Source organism: Vibrio cholerae (genome assembly GCF_008369605.1).
Lineage (GTDB): Bacteria > Pseudomonadota > Gammaproteobacteria > Enterobacterales > Vibrionaceae > Vibrio > Vibrio cholerae.
In genome coordinates this window covers 2,612,964-2,631,526 of record NZ_CP043554.1, presented here as the reverse complement: position 1 = coordinate 2,631,526, position 18,563 = coordinate 2,612,964, and the positions used below count along the sequence as shown (strand labels likewise).

The following is an 18,563-nucleotide window of genomic DNA, read 5'->3' as shown; positions in this document are numbered from 1 at the left end:
ATGACGATTCGAATCCTACCCGCCCGTTTAGCCAACCAAATTGCAGCGGGTGAAGTTGTAGAAAGACCGGCTTCAGTAGTCAAGGAGTTGGTGGAAAACAGTTTAGATGCCGGAGCCACTCGAATTGATATTGATATCGAGAAGGGGGGCGCTAAGCTCATTCGTATTCGCGATAATGGTTCGGGTATTGATAAGGACGAACTAGGGCTTGCGCTGAGTCGTCACGCGACCTCTAAAATTCACACCCTCGATGATCTGGAAGCGATCGTGAGCCTTGGTTTTCGTGGCGAGGCCTTAGCCAGTATTAGCTCAGTCTCACGCTTAACCCTTACTTCGCGCACGGTAGCTCAAGAAGAAGCGTGGTCAGCCTACAGTGAAGGCCGCGATATGGCGGTCAAGTTACAGCCCGCGGCTCACCCCGTGGGTACGACTGTGGAAGTGCTGGATCTCTTTTTCAATACCCCGGCACGGCGTAAATTTCTGCGCACCGAAAAAAACCGAATTTACCCATATTGATGAGCTGCTCAAACGAATTGCTCTGAGCCGTTTTGATGTCAGCTTTACTCTGCGCCATAACGGAAAAATCGTGCGTCAGTATCGCGCTGCAACGACTTTACCGCAGCAGGAAAAACGTTTAGCTGCGGTGTGTGGCAACCCGTTTGTGCAACATATGTTACGCATTGAGTTAGAGCACCAAGGGCTTAAACTGCATGGCTGGATCACCACACCCGAAGGAGCGCGCCAGCAGAGCGATCTGCAATACTGTTACGTAAATGGCCGGATGATGCGTGATAAGCTGATCAATCATGCGATTCGCCAAAGCTACGAAACCAGCTTACGTGCCGATCAATTTGCTACCTATGTGCTGTTTATTGAACTCGATCCTCATCAAGTGGATGTCAACGTCCATCCAGCCAAGCATGAAGTGCGCTTCCATCAAGCTCGCCTCGTTCATGATTTCATCTATCAAGCCTTAAGCAGTGCGCTAGTACAAAGTGCGCAGGTGATGGCTCCGACCATTAATGAAGGAGCGTTTCATTTACCTCACTGCGCGGAAGAGGTGAATCCTCCGGTTGTGCCGATGATCGAGACCACGCAACAAGAAAGAGTGTGGCAAGCGGTGCAAAATACGCCAGATTATCCACGCAAAGCTCCACATGATAACGATAGGGATGAGAGCGATAATCAGCAGGTTAGAGAGCGAGCGGTCAGTAATCCTTGGGTAGCTTCACCCAAGACTGCAAGTACTGGCAAAGAAAGATATGGTTCGGCATCCGTCAGCAAAAAAGAGGCCGCGGTTTATCAAACCTTGATGCAAACTCCCGATTTATCGGATGAAGAACCGAGTACTGCCAGCACCATCGTCTCATCAATTGAAGCCGTCAAGGCTAATACTGCTATCGAAAAACTGGGTAAAGCGATCCAAGTGGTGGCGGGACAGTACCTGTTGATGAGTAGCCCACAAGGCTGTGTGCTTATCTCGCTATACCAAGCTCAGCAACTCAAACTGCGTGGATTACTCAATGCTCAGCATGGTGCGCTGAAAGCGCAGCCACTGCTGGTGCCACTCGCGCTAAAACTGAATGAATCTGAATGGCAAGTGGCGCAGCGTCATTCATCGGCCCTATTGCAACTGGGTATTGAGCTGAAATCGCGCACCAATCACAGCATTATGGTGATGGCTGTTCCGCAGCCGCTGCGCCAGCAAAATTTACAGCAATTGCTGCCGGATCTGTTATCTTACGCGGCGAGTTGTTCGGAAAGCCAAGCCTTGAGCCATCAAGCGTTGGCGGATTGGTTAACTCAACGCATCGTTGTAGAAAAAAGAGACTACACTTTAGCCGAGGCGATCGGCTTGATCGCAGAGCTGGAGCAGCTCTGGCAAGGCAACTTGCCATTGCAAGACCCGCATTTTATTACTTTGGTGGATTTTTCCGCCTCAATTACAGCATTACACTCATGACTCAAAAGTTACCTCTCGCCCTCTTCTTAATGGGCCCAACGGCCTCTGGCAAAACGGATTTAGCCATTCGCTTACGTCAGAAATATCCGGTGGAGATCATCAGCGTCGACTCGGCACTGATTTATCGAGGGATGGACATAGGCACCGCAAAACCGGATGCTCAAGAGCTAGCACTCGCACCGCACCGTTTGATCGATATTCTCGATCCGAGTGAAGCGTATTCGGCTGCCGATTTTCGTCGTGATGCATTAAAAGAGATGGCGGATATCGTCGCTCAGGGCAAAATCCCACTGTTGGTGGGAGGCACAATGCTCTACTTTAAAGCCTTACTCGAAGGGTTATCACCACTACCTGTCGCGGATCCCGTGATTCGCCAGCAGATCGAACTGGAAGCTGAAAAGCTTGGCTGGCAGGCGTTACACGATCAGTTACAACAGATTGATCCCGTCTCAGCACAGCGAATTCATCCCAATGATCCACAAAGATTGTCGCGGGCATTGGAAGTTTATCGAATTTCAGGTAAAACTCTTACTGAACTGACGCAAACCAAAGGGGAAGCAATTCCTTATCGGGTGCTGCAGTTTGCAATTGCTCCCAAGGAAAGGGCAGAACTCCATCGTCGGATTGAACTTCGCTTTGAGAAGATGGTCGAATCAGGGTTTGAAGAAGAGGTCAAAGCATTATATGCCAGAGACGATCTTCATCCGGATCTTCCTTCGATTCGCTGCGTCGGTTACCGACAGATGTGGGATTACTTAGACGGTCATGGAACCTTAGATGAAGCGATTTATCGCGGCATCTGTGCCACCCGTCAATTGGCCAAGCGACAGATCACCTGGTTACGCAGCTGGGATGATTTAACTTGGTTAGATAGCGAAAACGTTGATCAAGCCGTTGAAACGCTCTCGAATGCGATAGCTTCCAACGAAATAAGCTGTGTATAATGTGATCGCTTTTGCGTGATGTACCCCGGAAAGGATCCGCTATTGGTACTCTGTTGAGCATCGGTAGCAACGGGGATTTTGATTCGTTTAGCTCAGATGCAAGGCTGCATATAATTCTGCTGCACCGCTAGCTAAATAATTACTAGAAAAGACAAAATAAGGAAAAACAAAATGGCTAAGGGGCAATCTCTACAAGACCCATTTCTGAATGCACTACGTCGTGAACGTATCCCTGTTTCTATCTACCTTGTGAACGGCATTAAACTGCAAGGTCAGATCGAATCATTTGATCAATTTGTGATCTTGCTGAAGAACACAGTAAACCAAATGGTTTACAAGCATGCGATTTCTACTGTGGTTCCTGCTCGTCCAGTTAGCCACCACAGCGGCGACCGCCCAGCATCGGATCGTCCAGCAGAGAAGTCTGAAGAGTAATTCTTTGCACAATTATTTAAGGAGTTGATCGCTTGTTTGACCGTTATGAAGCCGGTGAGCGAGCCGTACTTGTTCATGTCAACTTCACGCAACGGGGTGAGTGGGAAGATCTGAGCGAATGTAAAATGCTCATTTCTTCCGCAGGGGTGACAACACTGCATGTGGTAACAGGCAGTCGTCAGACCCCTCACCCTAAATATTTCGTTGGTGAGGGCAAAGCCCAAGAAATCGCCGAAGCCGTGCAAATGCATGGCGCTAATGTGGTGATTTTTAACCACGCTCTTTCTCCTGCCCAAGAACGTAACCTCGAAAGGCTATGCCAATGTCGAGTCATTGATCGTACTGGTCTTATCCTTGATATCTTCGCTCAACGTGCTCGTACCCATGAAGGCAAGCTACAAGTCGAGTTGGCTCAGTTGCGCCATATCTCTACTCGCTTAATTCGTGGCTGGACGCACTTAGAAAGACAAAAAGGCGGGATTGGTTTACGTGGGCCGGGTGAAACCCAGCTTGAAACAGACCGACGTTTACTGCGTGAACGAATTAAAGCGATTTTGCGCCGCTTAGAAAAAGTGGCCAAACAGCGTGAACAAGGGCGCCGTGCTCGTAGCCGTGCAGAAATTCCAACCATCTCGTTGGTGGGTTATACCAACGCAGGGAAATCTACCCTGTTTAACCGAATCACTGAAGCCGGTGTGTATGCGGCGGATCAACTGTTCGCAACACTCGATCCTACTTTGCGTAAAATCGATCTGGTGGATGTAGGGCCGGCCGTTTTAGCCGACACAGTAGGTTTTATTCGCCATCTTCCGCATGATCTTGTTGCGGCTTTTAAAGCGACGTTACAAGAGACACAAGAAGCTGACATTTTGTTACATGTTGTTGATGCCAGTGACGAACGCTTTCGTGAGAATATCCAAGCGGTAGAGACTGTTTTACAAGAGATTGATGCTCATGAAGTCCCCACTTTGTTGGTGATGAATAAGATCGATAATCTCGAAGAGCAATCTCCACGTATAGAACGGGATGATGAAGGCGTTCCGAGAGTAGTGTGGATCTCTGCCATGCAGGGCGCGGGTATTGAGCTACTCTTTGAGGCATTGAGTGAGCGTTTGGCTAGCCAAGTGGTGGAGCATCACTTACGTATTCCGCCGCGACATCAAGGACGTATCCGTAGCACATTTTTCCAAATGAACTGTATTCAACAGGAAGAGTATGATCCGGAAGGCAATTTACTGATCACTGTGCGGATGCAACAGGTCGATTGGGCTAGACTAGAAAAACGAGAGCAAGCAGATTTATGTGACTTTATAGTTACTTAAAGGACTGCTAGAGTATAACGTCATATCAAATGATGGAGTTTTCTAATGGCGTGGAATGAGCCTGGTAATAATAACGGCAACAATGGCCGCGATAATGACCCATGGGGGAACAACAATCGCGGTAACAAAGGTGGCCGAGATCAAGGACCGCCAGATTTAGACGAAGTGTTTAATAAACTGAGTCAAAAGCTGGGGGGCAAGTTTGGTGGCAAAGGTGGTAAAGGCCCTTCGTTTTCCGGTGGCGGTGCGATTGGCTTTGGTGTCATTGCAGCTATCGCTGTTGCGGTTTGGTTCTTTACTGGTTTTTATACCATCGGTGAAGCTGAGCGCGGCGTTGTGCTACGCCTTGGCAAATACGACCGCATTGTTGATCCGGGTCTGAACTGGCGTCCACGCTTTATTGATGAAGTGACACCAGTCAACGTGCAAGCGATTCGCTCTCTGCGCGCCTCTGGCTTGATGCTGACCAAAGATGAAAACGTGGTAACGGTATCGATGGATGTGCAATATCGTATTGCCGATCCATACAAATACTTGTATCGCGTGACCAATGCGGATGACAGCTTGCGTCAAGCAACGGACTCTGCGCTTCGTGCCGTAGTCGGTGACTCACTGATGGATAGCATCCTAACCAGTGGTCGTCAGCAAATTCGCCAAAGCACGCAGCAGACACTTAACCAAGTCATTGATAGCTATGATATGGGCTTGATGATTGTTGATGTGAACTTCCAGTCGGCTCGTCCACCTGAGCAAGTAAAAGATGCCTTTGACGATGCGATTGCAGCCCGTGAGGATGAAGAGCGTTTCATTCGCGAAGCGGAAGCTTACAAGAACGAAATTTTGCCTAAAGCCACAGGCCGTGCTGAGCGTCTGAAGAAAGAAGCGCAAGGTTACAACGAGCGCACCATCAATGAAGCGCTCGGTCAGGTTGCTCAGTTTGAAAAGCTGTTGCCTGAGTATCAAGCTGCACCGAAAGTAACCCGTGACCGTCTCTATTTGGATGCGATGGAGCAGGTGTATAGCAATACTTCAAAAGTACTGATTGATTCTGAATCGAGCGGTAATCTGCTCTATCTGCCGATTGATAAGTTAGCGGGTCAAGACAATAAAACGGCGCAGCCGCGTCCAAATAAGTCTTCATCAGCCTACGATCAAATTGAGCTTGAATCACAAACGACAGAAACGAATACCGACACTCAGTCGCGTAGCACCACACGTCAAGGGAGATACTAAGAATGCGTAAGTTATTAATCCCTAGTATCGTTCTGATCATCGCTGCTTTATTGATGTCGATGTTCGTGATCCCAGAGGGCGAGCGCGGAATCGTGATCCGTTTTGGTCGAGTGTTGAAAGACAATAACGATCTGGCGAGAATTTATGAGCCAGGCCTGCATTTTAAAATGCCGCTGTTTGATCGTGTAAAAACCTTAGATGCACGTATTCAAACCATGGATGGCCGTTCAGACCGTTTCGTGACGTCCGAGAAAAAAGACGTGATCATCGATACTTACGTTAAGTGGCGTATCGAAGATTTCGGCCAATACTACTTGGCAACCGGTGGTGGTAATGCGTTGACCGCAGAAGCCCTATTGGAGCGTAAAGTGACTGACGTCTTACGTTCTGAAATCGGTGCGCGTGAAATCAAGCAGATCGTTTCTGGCCCTCGCAATGTTGCCGTGTTACCTGAAAATGCAGATTCTTCTGAATTGACGACGGAAGCGGCAAAAGAAGCGATGGAGATTGATGGTCAGCGTGATCAAATCATGTCTGAAGTACTGAACGATACTCGTGAAAGTGCGATGAAAGACTTAGGGGTATACGTGGTCGACTTCCGTATGAAAAAGATCAACCTACCGGATGAGATCAGCGAATCTATCTATCGCCGTATGCGTGCGGAACGTGAATCGGTAGCTCGTAAGCACCGTTCACAAGGCCGTGAAAAAGCGGAAGTGATCCGTGCGCAAGCCGAGCTTGAAGTAGCAACCATTCTTGCTGAAGCAGATAAGACGGCGCGTGTGACTCGTGGTACTGCAGATGCAGAAGCCGCAAAGATTTACTCGGATGCTTATAAGAAAGATCCTGAGTTCTTCAGCTTCCTGCGTTCACTGCGCGCCTACGAGAAATCGTTTAACAGCAAAAATGATATTCTGGTATTGGATCCAAACAGCGAGTTCTTCCAATACATGAATAATGCGAAAGGCGCAGCCGCCAAGTAAGCATGAGTTAACGTTATTAATTCAAGGCTCCGTAAGGGGCCTTTGTTATTTGGAGTCAATATGTCGCAGACACTTTGGGTGGCACTAGGTTTAGTGTTGATCGTTGAAGGGCTAGGACCCTTATTCGCGCCGAGAGGATGGCGTCAGATGGTGGCACAATTGAGCTTGCAACCGGATAATCAGTTGCGGCGCATCGGCGGTTGTTTGGTGGTGGCTGGTGCGGTGATAGCCTACGTTTTCGCTCGTTAAGATCGCGAATTACGTAGGCTGCCAGTGGAAAATGATTCCATCAGTAGTGTGGAGGCGGCGTTTCGTGCGCAGGATCCGCTAGAGTGGAAGTGTCCATATTTTTGACTTTACCGACCACGTATTTCATCTGATCTTGCATCTTACTGAGCAGCAGTTGCTGCTGGGTTAAGGCATCATTAAGAGTTTCGATGGTTTGCTCTTGAAAAGCTAATTTGCACTCTAAATCTTCAATGCGCTCTTGAAGTTGGGTTAGCGACATCTCTTGCATTTTCAGTTCTCCATTCGCCAAGCTTGAGCGATACCCGCAGAGCTGCCCGCTACGGCGCGCTGTTGGGCGTCAAAAGCCGCATCATACACGACAGCTTGGGTAGGACCGTGATCTTTTTTGTTTTCAGATTCGAAGCTGGCGATTTTCTTACCATCTTGCGTATTCCATACTTCGACTAATCCAGAGGGAGTTCCCGTGATCAGCTTTTTTCCATCATCAGAAAAGCGAGCGGTGGAAAAAATCAGTTGGCGTCGAAAACTCTGTAACTGGATGGGCTTGCTGTCTGCCGTGAGATCCCAAATGAGCGCTTGATTGCCACCATCTGAAGTAAACGCCAGTTTACCTTCTCGTTGTAAAGTGACCCGATTGACTCGCTGCTCATGTTCAAATTGGCGAACGATTTGGCCAGTTTTGGTATCCCATAAATAAGCGTGATAGTCATTGCCTCCGGTGAGCGCATAGCGTCCATTGGCAGAGAGCGCGACAGAATTGACTTTTTCACGGTGAGCAAGGAACTCCATGCGCCGCCCACTGACTAAGTCAACGTAAATCGCTTTGCCATTGGTCAATCCGAGCAGTACCTGTTCACCATCACTGGAGAGATCAACATCGCGGATCAGCCCATCGGTAATCGACCAAAGTCCTTTGCCTTGGGTCCAAGCGAGATCCCAAACTGCAAAGTTATTCTGGCTTGCGGTGACTGCGAAACGTTCGCTATCCGCGATACGGATCACGGAAACAGGGTTAGCTTGTGGATCTTGCGCGCCAAGATCGGCAAGTTTCTTATCTTGCAACAGATCCCATAGTACTAACTGCTGCTGCTTGGAATAGATAAGAGCAAATCGGCCGTCACGACTTAAGCCAAAGGCTGTTGAACCTTCAGGTGCTAAGTCCCATTGCTGCTCTGCTTGGTGGGTAAAAAAACAGCCACTTAACATTAAGATGACAAGCAAAGCGCAGAGTGAGTGATAAATTCTTCGCATCAAGTCGAATTATCCGTTTGTTGTGTAAAGACAATCATGAAACATATCGCTATATTGGTACAACTCTTTGTTGTGCACCAGTTGGTTGCTGGTTTTTGTGCACAACGCCAAAAGGATTACCTCATAATTGGAGAACCCGATGAAATCACTTTTTAAAGTGTCACTGCTGGCTGCGACGGTAATGCTCGCGGTTGGTTGTCAGAAAGAAGAAGCACCAAAAACCGAAACCACGCCTGCCGCACAAACCGCAGCAGCGAAAACGGTTGAGTTCAAGTCTGAAGATGATAAAGCGGCGTACGCAATTGGCGTATCGTTTGCAAACTATCTTAAAACCAGTATTGAGAAGCCAAGTGAAATTGGCATCGATCTGAACAAAGATCTGGTACTGAAAGGTATTGAACATGTGTTTGCTGGCAACCCAGAAATGAGCGAAGAAGAGACACGTGCTGCGCTTGAAGCGTTAGATAAGCGTGTGGCTGAAACCATGCAAGCCAAAGCCGCTGAAAAAGCAGCAGAGAACAAGAAGAAAGGTGATGAGTTCCGCGCCCAATTCGAGAAAGAGTCTGGTGTTGTGAAAACACAATCGGGTCTGCTGTATCAAGTGATGACACCAGCAGAAGGTGATAAGCCAAAAGATACCGATACTGTGCAAGTTCACTACAAAGGTACCTTGATTGACGGTTCGCAATTCGACAGCTCTTATGAGCGTGGCGAGCCTGCGACTTTCCCTCTAAACCGTGTGATCCCAGGCTGGACCGAGGGTGTACAACTGATGTCAGTCGGTTCTAAGTTTAAACTGGTTATTCCGCCTGAACTGGCTTACGGCGAGCAAGATACGCCAACCATTCCTGCCAACTCAACCTTAGTGTTTGAAGTGGAATTGTTGAAAATTGAAAACGGCAAAGACGCTGCTCAGTAATCAATAATCCCGGGCTCGATGTTGAAACGAGCAGAGGAATAGAAGAAGGCCTGACGTTGTGCAGGCCTTTTTGTATGCGCGGATTCTAATAAGAACTTGTCCTAAATCACTTGTTGGTGATATTGCAGAATCGTGGTTTAAAATTTTCTGATAAACTTACAGCAATTTGTTGATTTTTCATTCTAAGGTTTAAGCACAGTGACAATGACAGAAACCATGAATGTCGATTTACTGCTTGAGATGGAGTCGGTGCACGTAAAGCCGTTTACGGAGCACGATAAAGTGATTCTGCGCTCTTACGAGGCGGTAGTTGATGGCATCGCGAGCCTGATTGGCCCATTTTGTGAAATCGTTCTGCACTCGCTTGAAGATCTCAATACATCGGCGATCAAGATTGCCAATGGTGAAAACACAGGTCGTCAAGTGGGATCGCCAATTACCGATATGGCCTTGAAAATGCTGCGTGATATAGAAGGATCTGAGCGTAACTTCTCCCGCTCTTATTTCACGCGCGCCAAAGGTGGCGTATTGATGAAATCGATCACAGTTGCGATCCGTAACGGTGAGAATCGAGTGATTGGTCTACTCTGTATCAACGTCAACCTCGATGCGCCTTTCTCACAAGTACTGAAATCGTTTATGCCAACTCAAGAAGCCCAAGAGGCGGCCTCTTCGGTTAACTTTGCCAGTGATGTGGAAGAGCTGGTGGATCAAACAGTTGAACGTACCATCGAAGAAATCAACGGTGATAAGTCAGTCTCGAACAATACCAAAAATCGTCAAATCGTGATGGCGTTGTTCGATAAGGGGATTTTCGACATTAAAGATGCGATCAACCGAGTCGCCGATCGGCTGAATATCTCTAAACATACTGTGTATCTCTATATTCGTCAGCGTAAAACTGAGGATGATGAGAAGTGAAACCACTCACTTACACCTTAGTCGTGAACGGGCCACAATACGGTACGCAATCGGCTCGCAACGCCTATCTGTTTGCTAAAGCGCTGATTGAGAAAGGACATATTTTAAAAAGCGTGTTTTTTTATCAAGACGGGGTGCTTAATGGCTCGGCAACGCATGTACCAGCCAATGATGAGTTTAACCTGCTACAAGGTTGGCAATCTCTTGCTCAATCCCATCAAGTACAACTTGAAACTTGTGTTGCAGCAGCGCTGCGCCGTGGTGTTGTGAGTGAGCAAGAAGCGTCGCAACACGGCTTAGCGAGCCATAACCTCGCGGCTCATTTCACTCAAGCGGGACTGGGCAGTTTGGCACAAGCATTACTGGAGCAAGATAGGGTGGTGCAGTTTTGAATAAAGTCGCATGGGTATTTCATACGCCGCCTCATGGTAGCGCGGCAGGGCGAGAAGGCTTAGATGCCATTCTTGCAACGTCGGCCTACAGTGAAGAACAAGCTCTATTTTTTGTTGGCGAAGGTGTGTTGCAGTTGGTCAATCATCAGCACCCCGAATCGATTTTAAGTCGTGACTATATTTCGGCATTCAAGCTTTTGGATCTCTACGACATTGAAGCGCGTTATGTCTGCCAACAGAGTTTGGTTAGCTGGGGGCTGAGTGAACAAGATTTACTGATTGAGGTGGAAGTGGTTGATGCCCAAGCTCTGGCGCAGTTACTGCACCACTACGATCAGTTACTGACTTTCTAAGGAGCCCCTATGCTACATATTGTTAAGCACTTAGAAAAACTCCCTCTGCTTAGTGCTTATTTACTCGATGGTGATGTTGTTCTATTGACGGAGAATGCTGTCTACGCGGCGGCAGTACATTCACCATATCAAGCGAGTATTAACGATCAGAACCTATGGTTGGTGCTTTATGAGGATCTGCATGCGCGTGGTTGGCTAGAAAAGTGCGATCCGCGTATTTCGGTTGTCACCATGAGTGACTTTGTTGATTTGACAGTAACTCATGATAAATCAATAACCTGGTAGGTTGCCTTTTTCTAATTATCCTGAGCAGAACAACGCTCACACAGGATCAGTAAAAAAGATCTGTATATTTCTTGACACACATCCCACTGCTGCATAGAATTTTGCGTCCCTATTTGTGCAAACTGTTTGCATGGAAGGGATAGATTTTTCACAAGCTTACTTTAAGTAAATCAGGAGCTAGTTAATGGCAACTATTAACCAGTTGGTTCGTAAGCCACGTGCTAAGCAAGTTGTTAAAAGCAACGTGCCAGCACTAGCTGCGTGCCCACAAAAACGTGGTGTATGTACTCGTGTTTACACTACTACACCTAAAAAACCTAACTCAGCACTTCGTAAAGTATGTCGTGTACGCCTAACTAACGGTTTTGAAGTTACTTCATACATCGGTGGTGAAGGTCACAACCTACAAGAGCACAGTGTTGTTCTGATCCGTGGTGGTCGTGTTAAAGACCTCCCAGGTGTTCGCTACCACACAGTTCGTGGTGCACTTGACTGTGCAGGCGTGAATGACCGTAAACAAGCTCGTTCTAAGTACGGTGTGAAGCGTCCTAAGTCTTAATGCCCTTCTTCTTATGAGAGAAGCGTTAAGTAAGGCCAAACACTAAAATTAAATTTTAATTTTGAAAAAACTGAAAAGTTTTGGATAACCTGAAGAAGACAACGGAGAATATTCCATGCCACGTCGTCGCGTCATTGGTCAGCGTAAGATCCTTCCAGATCCAAAGTTCAAATCTGAACTGCTGGCAAAATTCGTTAACATCCTTATGGTTGACGGTAAAAAATCTACTGCAGAGAAAATCGTTTACACTGCACTAGACACCATGGCTGAGAAATCTGGTAAAGATCACTTAGCTGTATTTGAAGAAGCTCTTGAAAACGTTCGCCCAGCGGTAGAAGTTAAATCTCGCCGTGTTGGTGGTTCAACTTACCAAGTGCCAGTTGAAGTACGTCCAGTACGTCGTAATGCTCTGGCAATGCGTTGGTTGGTTGAAGCTGCGCGTAAGCGTGGTGAAAAATCTATGGCTGCTCGTCTAGCTGCTGAAATGCTGGATGCGGCTGAAAACAAAGGTTCTGCTGTTAAGAAACGTGAAGACGTTCACCGTATGGCAGAAGCGAACAAAGCGTTCGCTCATTACCGCTGGTAATACCTTCTGTGCTGCGAGGTTCTCTCGCAGCACATTTCTATTTTCTAAGGTTGACCTTAGTAAGAGGATACAATCGTGGCTCGTAAAACTCCTATTGAGCGCTACCGTAACATCGGTATCTGTGCTCACGTAGATGCAGGAAAAACAACCACTACTGAGCGTATTCTGTTCTACACTGGCCTCTCTCACAAAATTGGCGAAGTTCACGACGGTGCTGCGACTATGGACTGGATGGTCCAAGAGCAAGAGCGTGGTATTACCATTACCTCTGCGGCCACCACCACCTTCTGGCGTGGTATGGAAGCGCAATTCCAAGAACATCGCATCAACATCATTGATACCCCTGGACACGTTGACTTTACGATCGAAGTAGAGCGTTCACTTCGTGTGCTTGATGGTGCAGTGGTCGTATTCTGTGGCACATCAGGTGTTGAACCTCAGTCTGAAACCGTTTGGCGTCAAGCTGACAAATACGGCGTTCCACGCATGGTATTCGTCAACAAAATGGACCGTGCCGGTGCAGATTTCTTACGCGTAGTAGGCCAAATTAAACATCGTCTTGGTGCGAACCCTGTTCCTATCCAACTCAACATTGGTGCAGAAGAAGAGTTCAAAGGTGTCATCGACCTTATCAAGATGAAAGCCATCAACTGGAATGAAGCCGATCAAGGCATGAGCTTCACTTATGAAGAAATTCCTGCGGATATGCTTGAGCTTGCCCAAGAGTGGCGTAACCACCTTGTGGAAGCCGCAGCCGAAGCCAGTGAAGAGTTGATGGAAAAATACCTTGAAGATGGTGAACTTAGCGAAGTAGAGATCAAACAAGCTCTGCGTCAGCGCACCATCAACAACGAAATTGTTCTCGCAGCTTGTGGTAGTGCATTTAAGAACAAAGGCGTGCAAGCAGTTCTGGATGCGGTGATTGAGTTTCTACCATCACCAACCGATGTTCCTGCGATCAAAGGTATTGATGATCGAGAAAACAGTGTTGAGCGTCATGCTGACGATAACGAACCGTTTTCTTCACTCGCGTTTAAGATTGCTACCGATCCTTTTGTTGGCTCGCTGACCTTTATTCGCGTCTACTCTGGAGTGGTTAACTCGGGTGATGCGGTTTATAACTCAGTGAAGCAAAAGAAAGAGCGCTTTGGCCGTATCGTACAGATGCATGCTAACAAGCGTGATGAAATCAAAGAGATTCGTGCGGGTGACATCGCTGCGGCTATCGGCCTGAAAGATGTTACTACGGGCGATACTTTGTGTGATCCGAATCATGTTGTGATTCTGGAGCGTATGGAGTTCCCTGAACCAGTAATTCAGATCGCAGTAGAGCCTCGCTCTAAAGCTGATCAGGAAAAAATGGGTATTGCTTTAGGTAAACTCGCAGCAGAAGACCCATCATTCCGCGTTGAGACTGACGCTGAGACGGGTCAAACGCTGATTTCTGGTATGGGTGAGCTTCACCTAGATATTATCGTCGATCGCATGAAACGTGAGTTTGGTGTCGATTGTAACGTAGGTAAACCTCAGGTGGCTTACCGTGAAACCATTCGTGGTAAATCGGAAGTGGAAGGTAAGTTCGTTCGTCAGTCAGGTGGTCGTGGTCAATACGGTCACGTATGGCTGAAAATTGAACCTGCTGAGCCTGGTCAAGGTTTTGTCTTCGTTGACGCAATCGCGGGTGGTGTGATTCCAAAAGAATTTATCAACCCAGTTGCGAAAGGTATCGAGGAGCAAATGAACAACGGTGTGTTAGCGGGCTATCCAGTGCTGGATGTCAAAGCTACCCTGTTTGATGGTTCATTCCACGATGTCGACTCCAGCGAAATGGCGTTTAAAATCGCTGGTTCTATGGCATTCAAGAAAGGTGCGCTTGAAGCTCAACCTGTTCTTCTTGAGCCGTTAATGAAAGTTGAAATAACCACTCCAGAAGACTGGATGGGTGATGTTGTGGGTGACTTAAACCGTCGTCGTGGCATCATCGAAGGTATGGATGAAGGCCATGCGGGACTGAAAATCATCCACGCTAAAGTCCCACTGTCTGAGATGTTTGGTTATGCAACTGACCTGCGTTCTGCCACACAAGGCCGTGCTTCTTACTCTATGGAGTTTGCTGAGTACGCTGATGTGCCGAAAAATATTGCTGACGCAATTATCGCAGAGCGTGGTTAACCGTTGTTTGGTTAATAACGAATCTATTGCGCTGACGTGAGTTGGCGCATAAAATAGCAATTTCTGGCGCGCCTTGGGTACTGCTTACCCAAAGCGAATCATAACTAGGAAGGAACACGATCGTGTCTAAAGAAAAATTTGAACGTACGAAACCGCACGTAAACGTTGGTACTATCGGCCACGTTGACCACGGTAAAACAACTCTAACTGCAGCTATCTGTACTGTACTTGCAAAAGTATACGGCGGTAAAGCTCGTGACTTCGCGTCAATCGACAACGCACCAGAAGAGCGTGAGCGTGGTATTACAATCAATACTTCTCACGTAGAGTACGATACTCCAAACCGTCACTACGCACACGTAGACTGTCCAGGACACGCGGATTATGTTAAGAACATGATCACCGGTGCAGCACAGATGGACGGCGGTATCCTAGTTGTAGCGGCAACTGACGGTCCAATGCCACAAACTCGTGAGCACATCCTGCTGGGTCGCCAGGTAGGTATTCCTTACATCATCGTATTCATGAACAAGTGTGACATGGTTGACGATGAAGAGCTTCTAGAGCTGGTAGAGATGGAAGTTCGTGAGCTGCTGTCTGAGTACGATTTCCCAGGTGATGACCTGCCAGTAATCCAAGGTTCAGCACTAGGCGCGCTAAACGGCGAAGCACAGTGGGAAGCGAAGATTGTTGAGCTAGCAGAAGCACTGGATACATACATTCCAGAGCCAGAGCGTGCAGTAGACATGGCATTCCTGATGCCAATCGAAGACGTATTCTCAATCCAAGGTCGTGGTACAGTAGTAACTGGCCGTATCGAGCGTGGCATCCTGAAAGTGGGTGACGAAGTAGCGATCGTTGGTATCAAAGAGACAGTAAAAACGACCTGTACAGGTGTAGAGATGTTCCGTAAGCTGCTTGACGAAGGTCGTGCAGGTGAGAACGTAGGTGCACTGCTACGTGGTACTAAGCGTGAAGAAGTAGAGCGTGGTCAAGTACTGGCGAAGCCAGGTTCAATCACACCACACACTAAGTTCGAATCAGAAGTATACGTACTGTCAAAAGACGAAGGTGGCCGTCATACTCCATTCTTCAAAGGTTACCGTCCACAGTTCTACTTCCGTACAACTGACGTAACAGGCAGCATCGAGCTACCAGAAGGCGTAGAAATGGTAATGCCAGGCGACAACGTGAAGATGGTTGTAGACCTGATTGCGCCAATCGCGATGGACGAAGGTCTACGCTTCGCTATCCGTGAAGGTGGCCGTACTGTAGGTGCTGGTGTTGTAGCTAAGATCATCGCTTAATCGCGTTAATCTTGCCGCGCAACGCTGCATCGAAAAAGGGGAGCTTCGGCTTCCCTTTTTCATTTTTGGTTATAAGTCATCTTAGACTTATATCTTCTTTTGGCTTTATCCCGCTCATAATCAAAACAACACATTAGCCTCGACCAAATGACCAGAGCGTTGGCGCTGCACTTTCAGTTGAGCATTTCTCTTTCTTATCACCATTTTTCTTATAACAATCCGATCTGAGCAAAACAGTAAACGCAGTAGAAATAAGAGTGATTCTCTTTTATTCTTTGTTCATGAATGAAATGAGGTTGGGTTATGTACGTTTGTTTGTGTCATGGTGTCTCAGACAAAAAAATTAGGAGATTGGTTGCCGAACAGGGTATTACGGATATCAAGGGCATCAAGCGCTGTACAGCACTGGGCTCTCAGTGTGGTAAGTGTGTACGCCAAGCTAAAGAGATCATCGAAGAATCGCTGATTGCTCAGTTTAAACTGGCAAGTTAAGCACAGCTTCTTTTTGACTCTCCTCTAATTGGTTCTACAGTTAATAGAGCCAAAGAGGAGGGCTATGCTATGAAAGGTGATCCAGTCATAATTCAACATCTCAATAAAGTACTGGCTAATGAGCTTATCGCCATCAATCAATACTTCTTACATGCACGCATGTATAAAGATTGGGGCTTGAAGCATCTTGCCGATAAGGAATACCACGAATCCATTGATGAGATGAAACACGCTGACCATATTGTGGAAAGAATCTTGTTTTTAGAGGGGATTCCCAATCTACAAGATCTTGGCAAACTGATGATTGGTGAAGATGTGCAAGAGATGTTGGAGTGCGATCTCAAACTTGAGTTGATTGCGATTCCTGATCTCAAAGAGGCGATCGCTTACGCCGAAAAAGTACGTGACTACGTTTCTCGTGATCTGTTCCAAGAGATCTTAGAAGATGAAGAAGAGCATGTTGATTGGTTAGAAACTCAACTTGGTCTGATCGATATGACGGGTATTCAAAATTATCTGCAAGCTCAGTTTGTTGATGACGAATAATCCCCCGTACTAACACATATCATTCCTAGGCAGAAAACGTGGTTTTCTGCCTAACCGCTTCCTGTTTCCCCCTCGATAATTTCCTTGCTAAAGCTGCTTCCTTTCTGTACTATTCCCGCTCCTTAATTCTCGGTCAATTATCATTAGTTCCTTGCTTCCTCTGGATGACCGGGCCAACTCTGGAAGCTGAATAATCCGTAAGGAGCAAATAATGCGTCATTACGAAATCGTATTCATGGTGCACCCAGATCAAAGCGAGCAAGTTGCTGGCATGATCGAACGTTACACTGGCTCAATCACTGAAGCTGGCGGTAAAATCCACCGTCTAGAAGATTGGGGTCGCCGTCAACTGGCTTACCCAATCAACAAACTGCACAAAGCTCACTACGTTCTGATGAACGTTGAAGCTGACCAAGCAGTCGTTGATGAGCTAGAAACTGCTTTCCGTTTCAACGATGCAGTTCTGCGTAACATGATCATGCGTACTAAAGCTGCTATTACTGAACCTTCAATCATGCTGAAAGCTCGTGAAGAGCGTGTAAAGCGTGACGAGATGAAGTTCGACGCAGACGTTGAGTAATGGTTTGATGACCAATCGAATCGAGTTGAGCGGCGTTGTCGCAAAGGCTCCGGTTCGAAGCCAAAGTCCATCGGGTGTTAAACATTGCCATTTTTGGCTAGAGCATCGCTCTACGATGGTAGAAGCTGGCCTCCCAAGACAAGTTTTTTGTCGATTACCTGTGGTGGTGAGTGGGGCTAGGTCAGAAGCGTTAACTCAAAACTTAGTACAAGGCAGTAGCATTTTGGTAAGTGGTTTTTTGGCTTACCAAACCAGCCGAAATGGCGTAGGTAAATTAGTGCTGCATGCCGACAAAATTTCTCAAATATAGATCAGGAGATAGCCCATGGCTCGTTTCTTCCGTCGTCGTAAATTCTGCCGTTTTACTGCAGAAGGCGTACAAGAGATTGATTACAAAGACGTAGCAACTCTCAAGAACTACATCACTGAAGCTGGTAAAATCGTTCCTAGCCGTATCACTGGTACAAGTGCTAAATATCAGCGTCAGCTAGCTCGTGCAATCAAACGCGCTCGCTACCTAGCTCTACTGCCATACACTGACAAACATCAGTAATTGGCACCGTTTATTAAGAAAGAGGATTAAGCAATGCAAGTTATTCTACTTGATAAAATCGGTAACCTAGGCAGCCTTGGCGATACAGTAAACGTTAAATCTGGTTACGCTCGTAACTTCCTTATCCCACAAGGTAAGGCAGTAATGGCAACTAAAGCTAACGTTGCAATGTTTGAAAGCCGTCGTGCAGAGCTGGAAGCAAAAGTTGCTGAGCAACTGGCTGCCGCTCAAACTCGCGCTGACCAAGTTAACGCTCTGGAAGCAGTTGTTATTGCTTCTAAAGCAGGTGACGAAGGTAAACTGTTCGGTTCTATCGGTACTCGTGATATCGCTGATGCAATCACTGCAGCTGGCGTTAAAGTATCTAAGAGCGAAGTTCGCCTACCTGAAGGTGCTCTGCGCAACGTTGGTGCTTACGAAGTTAGCGTTCAACTTCACTCTGAAGTGTTCGCAACTGCAAAAGTACAAGTTGTTGCTGAGTAATTTCAGTTATTGACGAATACGAAAACACCAGCTTC

Annotated in this window: 23 protein-coding genes and 1 pseudogene; 22 read left to right on the top strand and 2 right to left on the bottom strand. The window is 47.1% G+C overall.

Annotated elements, in window-relative coordinates; genetic code table 11:
• From mutL to F0316_RS12225, 7 genes and pseudogenes are all read left to right on the top strand, one after another.
• A pseudogene (mutL, locus tag F0316_RS12255) lies at positions 1-1,963 on the top strand (DNA mismatch repair endonuclease MutL).
• Positions 1,960-2,907: a tRNA (adenosine(37)-N6)-dimethylallyltransferase MiaA gene (gene miaA / locus F0316_RS12250; RefSeq protein ID WP_149560512.1), complete on the top strand. Its 948-nt coding sequence runs from the start codon at positions 1,960-1,962 to the stop codon at positions 2,905-2,907. The pseudogene mutL and the gene miaA overlap by 4 nt, the downstream one beginning before the upstream one ends.
• A gap of 171 nt (positions 2,908-3,078) precedes the next feature.
• The gene (gene hfq, locus F0316_RS12245; RefSeq protein ID WP_001051872.1) at positions 3,079-3,342 is read left to right on the top strand and encodes an RNA chaperone Hfq; all 264 of its coding nucleotides are present in this window, start codon (positions 3,079-3,081) and stop codon (positions 3,340-3,342) included.
• 32 nt (positions 3,343-3,374) lie between these two features.
• Positions 3,375-4,664: a ribosome rescue GTPase HflX gene (hflX, locus tag F0316_RS12240; protein ID WP_000460371.1), complete on the top strand. Its 1,290-nt coding sequence runs from the start codon at positions 3,375-3,377 to the stop codon at positions 4,662-4,664.
• Positions 4,665-4,709: 45 nt separating this feature from the next.
• On the top strand, positions 4,710-5,897 hold the full coding sequence (hflK, locus tag F0316_RS12235) for an FtsH protease activity modulator HflK (RefSeq protein WP_000312460.1): 1,188 nt from the start codon (positions 4,710-4,712) through the stop codon (positions 5,895-5,897).
• A gap of 2 nt (positions 5,898-5,899) precedes the next feature.
• Complete coding sequence (hflC, locus tag F0316_RS12230) at positions 5,900-6,880, top strand: protease modulator HflC (protein WP_001228766.1); 981 nt, start codon at positions 5,900-5,902, stop codon at positions 6,878-6,880.
• A gap of 60 nt (positions 6,881-6,940) precedes the next feature.
• The gene (locus tag F0316_RS12225) at positions 6,941-7,129 is read left to right on the top strand and encodes a DUF2065 domain-containing protein (RefSeq protein WP_000084201.1); all 189 of its coding nucleotides are present in this window, start codon (positions 6,941-6,943) and stop codon (positions 7,127-7,129) included.
• 40 nt (positions 7,130-7,169) lie between these two features.
• Here the strand turns inward: F0316_RS12225 and F0316_RS12220 are convergent, their stop codons facing one another.
• Together F0316_RS12220 and F0316_RS12215 are read right to left on the bottom strand one after the other, a co-directional pair.
• On the bottom strand, positions 7,170-7,388 hold the full coding sequence (locus tag F0316_RS12220; RefSeq protein WP_001890311.1) for a SlyX family protein: 219 nt from the start codon (positions 7,386-7,388) through the stop codon (positions 7,170-7,172).
• 11 nt (positions 7,389-7,399) lie between these two features.
• A complete protein-coding gene (locus tag F0316_RS12215; RefSeq protein ID WP_001905483.1) occupies positions 7,400-8,335 on the bottom strand; it encodes a WD40 repeat domain-containing protein in 936 nt (311 codons plus the stop codon).
• A gap of 184 nt (positions 8,336-8,519) precedes the next feature.
• On the opposite strand from F0316_RS12215, the gene fkpA reads away from it, so the two are divergent.
• From fkpA to rplI, 15 genes are all read left to right on the top strand, one after another.
• Positions 8,520-9,299, top strand: coding sequence for an FKBP-type peptidyl-prolyl cis-trans isomerase (fkpA, locus tag F0316_RS12210; protein WP_000838241.1), 780 nt, complete (start codon positions 8,520-8,522; stop codon positions 9,297-9,299).
• A gap of 204 nt (positions 9,300-9,503) precedes the next feature.
• A complete protein-coding gene (locus F0316_RS12205) occupies positions 9,504-10,220 on the top strand; it encodes a helix-turn-helix transcriptional regulator (protein ID WP_000140991.1) in 717 nt (238 codons plus the stop codon).
• Positions 10,217-10,612, top strand: coding sequence for a sulfurtransferase complex subunit TusD (gene tusD, locus F0316_RS12200; protein WP_000803700.1), 396 nt, complete (start codon positions 10,217-10,219; stop codon positions 10,610-10,612). Before F0316_RS12205 ends, tusD begins: the two co-directional genes overlap by 4 nt.
• A complete protein-coding gene (gene tusC, locus F0316_RS12195; protein ID WP_001044895.1) occupies positions 10,609-10,965 on the top strand; it encodes a sulfurtransferase complex subunit TusC in 357 nt (118 codons plus the stop codon). Before tusD ends, tusC begins: the two co-directional genes overlap by 4 nt.
• A 9-nt stretch (positions 10,966-10,974) precedes the next feature.
• Positions 10,975-11,250: a sulfurtransferase complex subunit TusB gene (gene tusB, locus F0316_RS12190; RefSeq protein ID WP_000902450.1), complete on the top strand. Its 276-nt coding sequence runs from the start codon at positions 10,975-10,977 to the stop codon at positions 11,248-11,250.
• 184 nt (positions 11,251-11,434) lie between these two features.
• Positions 11,435-11,809, top strand: a complete 375-nt coding sequence (rpsL, locus tag F0316_RS12185) for a 30S ribosomal protein S12 (RefSeq protein WP_000201237.1) — start codon at positions 11,435-11,437, stop codon at positions 11,807-11,809.
• Positions 11,810-11,924: 115 nt separating this feature from the next.
• Entirely contained in the window at positions 11,925-12,395 is a 471-nt protein-coding gene (rpsG, locus tag F0316_RS12180) for a 30S ribosomal protein S7 (protein WP_001138050.1), read from the top strand.
• Between the two features lie 75 nt (positions 12,396-12,470).
• On the top strand, positions 12,471-14,567 hold the full coding sequence (gene fusA, locus F0316_RS12175) for an elongation factor G (RefSeq protein ID WP_149560511.1): 2,097 nt from the start codon (positions 12,471-12,473) through the stop codon (positions 14,565-14,567).
• Between the two features lie 122 nt (positions 14,568-14,689).
• Positions 14,690-15,874: an elongation factor Tu gene (gene tuf / locus F0316_RS12170; RefSeq protein ID WP_000031644.1), complete on the top strand. Its 1,185-nt coding sequence runs from the start codon at positions 14,690-14,692 to the stop codon at positions 15,872-15,874.
• A gap of 303 nt (positions 15,875-16,177) precedes the next feature.
• A complete protein-coding gene (locus F0316_RS12165) occupies positions 16,178-16,366 on the top strand; it encodes a (2Fe-2S)-binding protein (protein ID WP_001884452.1) in 189 nt (62 codons plus the stop codon).
• Positions 16,367-16,435: 69 nt separating this feature from the next.
• A complete protein-coding gene (gene bfr, locus F0316_RS12160; protein WP_000675497.1) occupies positions 16,436-16,912 on the top strand; it encodes a bacterioferritin in 477 nt (158 codons plus the stop codon).
• A gap of 211 nt (positions 16,913-17,123) precedes the next feature.
• A complete protein-coding gene (gene rpsF / locus F0316_RS12155; RefSeq protein WP_001216668.1) occupies positions 17,124-17,492 on the top strand; it encodes a 30S ribosomal protein S6 in 369 nt (122 codons plus the stop codon).
• A 7-nt stretch (positions 17,493-17,499) separates the two neighbouring features.
• Positions 17,500-17,802 carry a primosomal replication protein N gene (gene priB, locus F0316_RS12150; protein WP_033929079.1) on the top strand — a complete coding sequence of 101 codons (303 nt, stop codon included), beginning with the start codon at positions 17,500-17,502 and terminating at the stop codon, positions 17,800-17,802.
• 15 nt (positions 17,803-17,817) lie between these two features.
• The gene (gene rpsR / locus F0316_RS12145) at positions 17,818-18,045 is read left to right on the top strand and encodes a 30S ribosomal protein S18 (protein ID WP_000090471.1); all 228 of its coding nucleotides are present in this window, start codon (positions 17,818-17,820) and stop codon (positions 18,043-18,045) included.
• A gap of 33 nt (positions 18,046-18,078) precedes the next feature.
• On the top strand, positions 18,079-18,528 hold the full coding sequence (rplI, locus tag F0316_RS12140; protein ID WP_001196054.1) for a 50S ribosomal protein L9: 450 nt from the start codon (positions 18,079-18,081) through the stop codon (positions 18,526-18,528).
• The last annotated feature ends 35 nt before the right edge of the window (positions 18,529-18,563 follow it).

Bases quoted from the DNA above. Each gene is read 5' to 3' on its own strand.
- miaA (WP_149560512.1), top strand. From the start codon at position 1,960: ATGACTCAAAAGTTACCTCTCGCCCTCTTCTTAATGGGCCCAACGGCC.
- fkpA (WP_000838241.1), top strand. From the start codon at position 8,520: ATGAAATCACTTTTTAAAGTGTCACTGCTGGCTGCGACGGTAATGCTC.
- rpsF (WP_001216668.1), top strand. From the start codon at position 17,124: ATGCGTCATTACGAAATCGTATTCATGGTGCACCCAGATCAAAGCGAG.
- bfr (WP_000675497.1), top strand. From the start codon at position 16,436: ATGAAAGGTGATCCAGTCATAATTCAACATCTCAATAAAGTACTGGCT.
- F0316_RS12165 (WP_001884452.1), top strand. From the start codon at position 16,178: ATGTACGTTTGTTTGTGTCATGGTGTCTCAGACAAAAAAATTAGGAGA.
- F0316_RS12205 (WP_000140991.1), top strand. From the start codon at position 9,504: ATGACAGAAACCATGAATGTCGATTTACTGCTTGAGATGGAGTCGGTG.
- hflK (WP_000312460.1), top strand. From the start codon at position 4,710: ATGGCGTGGAATGAGCCTGGTAATAATAACGGCAACAATGGCCGCGAT.
- hfq (WP_001051872.1), top strand. From the start codon at position 3,079: ATGGCTAAGGGGCAATCTCTACAAGACCCATTTCTGAATGCACTACGT.
- hflC (WP_001228766.1), top strand. From the start codon at position 5,900: ATGCGTAAGTTATTAATCCCTAGTATCGTTCTGATCATCGCTGCTTTA.
- F0316_RS12215 (WP_001905483.1), bottom strand. From the start codon at position 8,335: ATGTTAAGTGGCTGTTTTTTTACCCACCAAGCAGAGCAGCAATGGGAC.
- rpsG (WP_001138050.1), top strand. From the start codon at position 11,925: ATGCCACGTCGTCGCGTCATTGGTCAGCGTAAGATCCTTCCAGATCCA.
- rpsL (WP_000201237.1), top strand. From the start codon at position 11,435: ATGGCAACTATTAACCAGTTGGTTCGTAAGCCACGTGCTAAGCAAGTT.
- F0316_RS12220 (WP_001890311.1), bottom strand. From the start codon at position 7,388: ATGTCGCTAACCCAACTTCAAGAGCGCATTGAAGATTTAGAGTGCAAA.
- priB (WP_033929079.1), top strand. From the start codon at position 17,500: ATGACCAATCGAATCGAGTTGAGCGGCGTTGTCGCAAAGGCTCCGGTT.
- rplI (WP_001196054.1), top strand. From the start codon at position 18,079: ATGCAAGTTATTCTACTTGATAAAATCGGTAACCTAGGCAGCCTTGGC.
- F0316_RS12225 (WP_000084201.1), top strand. From the start codon at position 6,941: ATGTCGCAGACACTTTGGGTGGCACTAGGTTTAGTGTTGATCGTTGAA.
- rpsR (WP_000090471.1), top strand. From the start codon at position 17,818: ATGGCTCGTTTCTTCCGTCGTCGTAAATTCTGCCGTTTTACTGCAGAA.
- tusB (WP_000902450.1), top strand. From the start codon at position 10,975: ATGCTACATATTGTTAAGCACTTAGAAAAACTCCCTCTGCTTAGTGCT.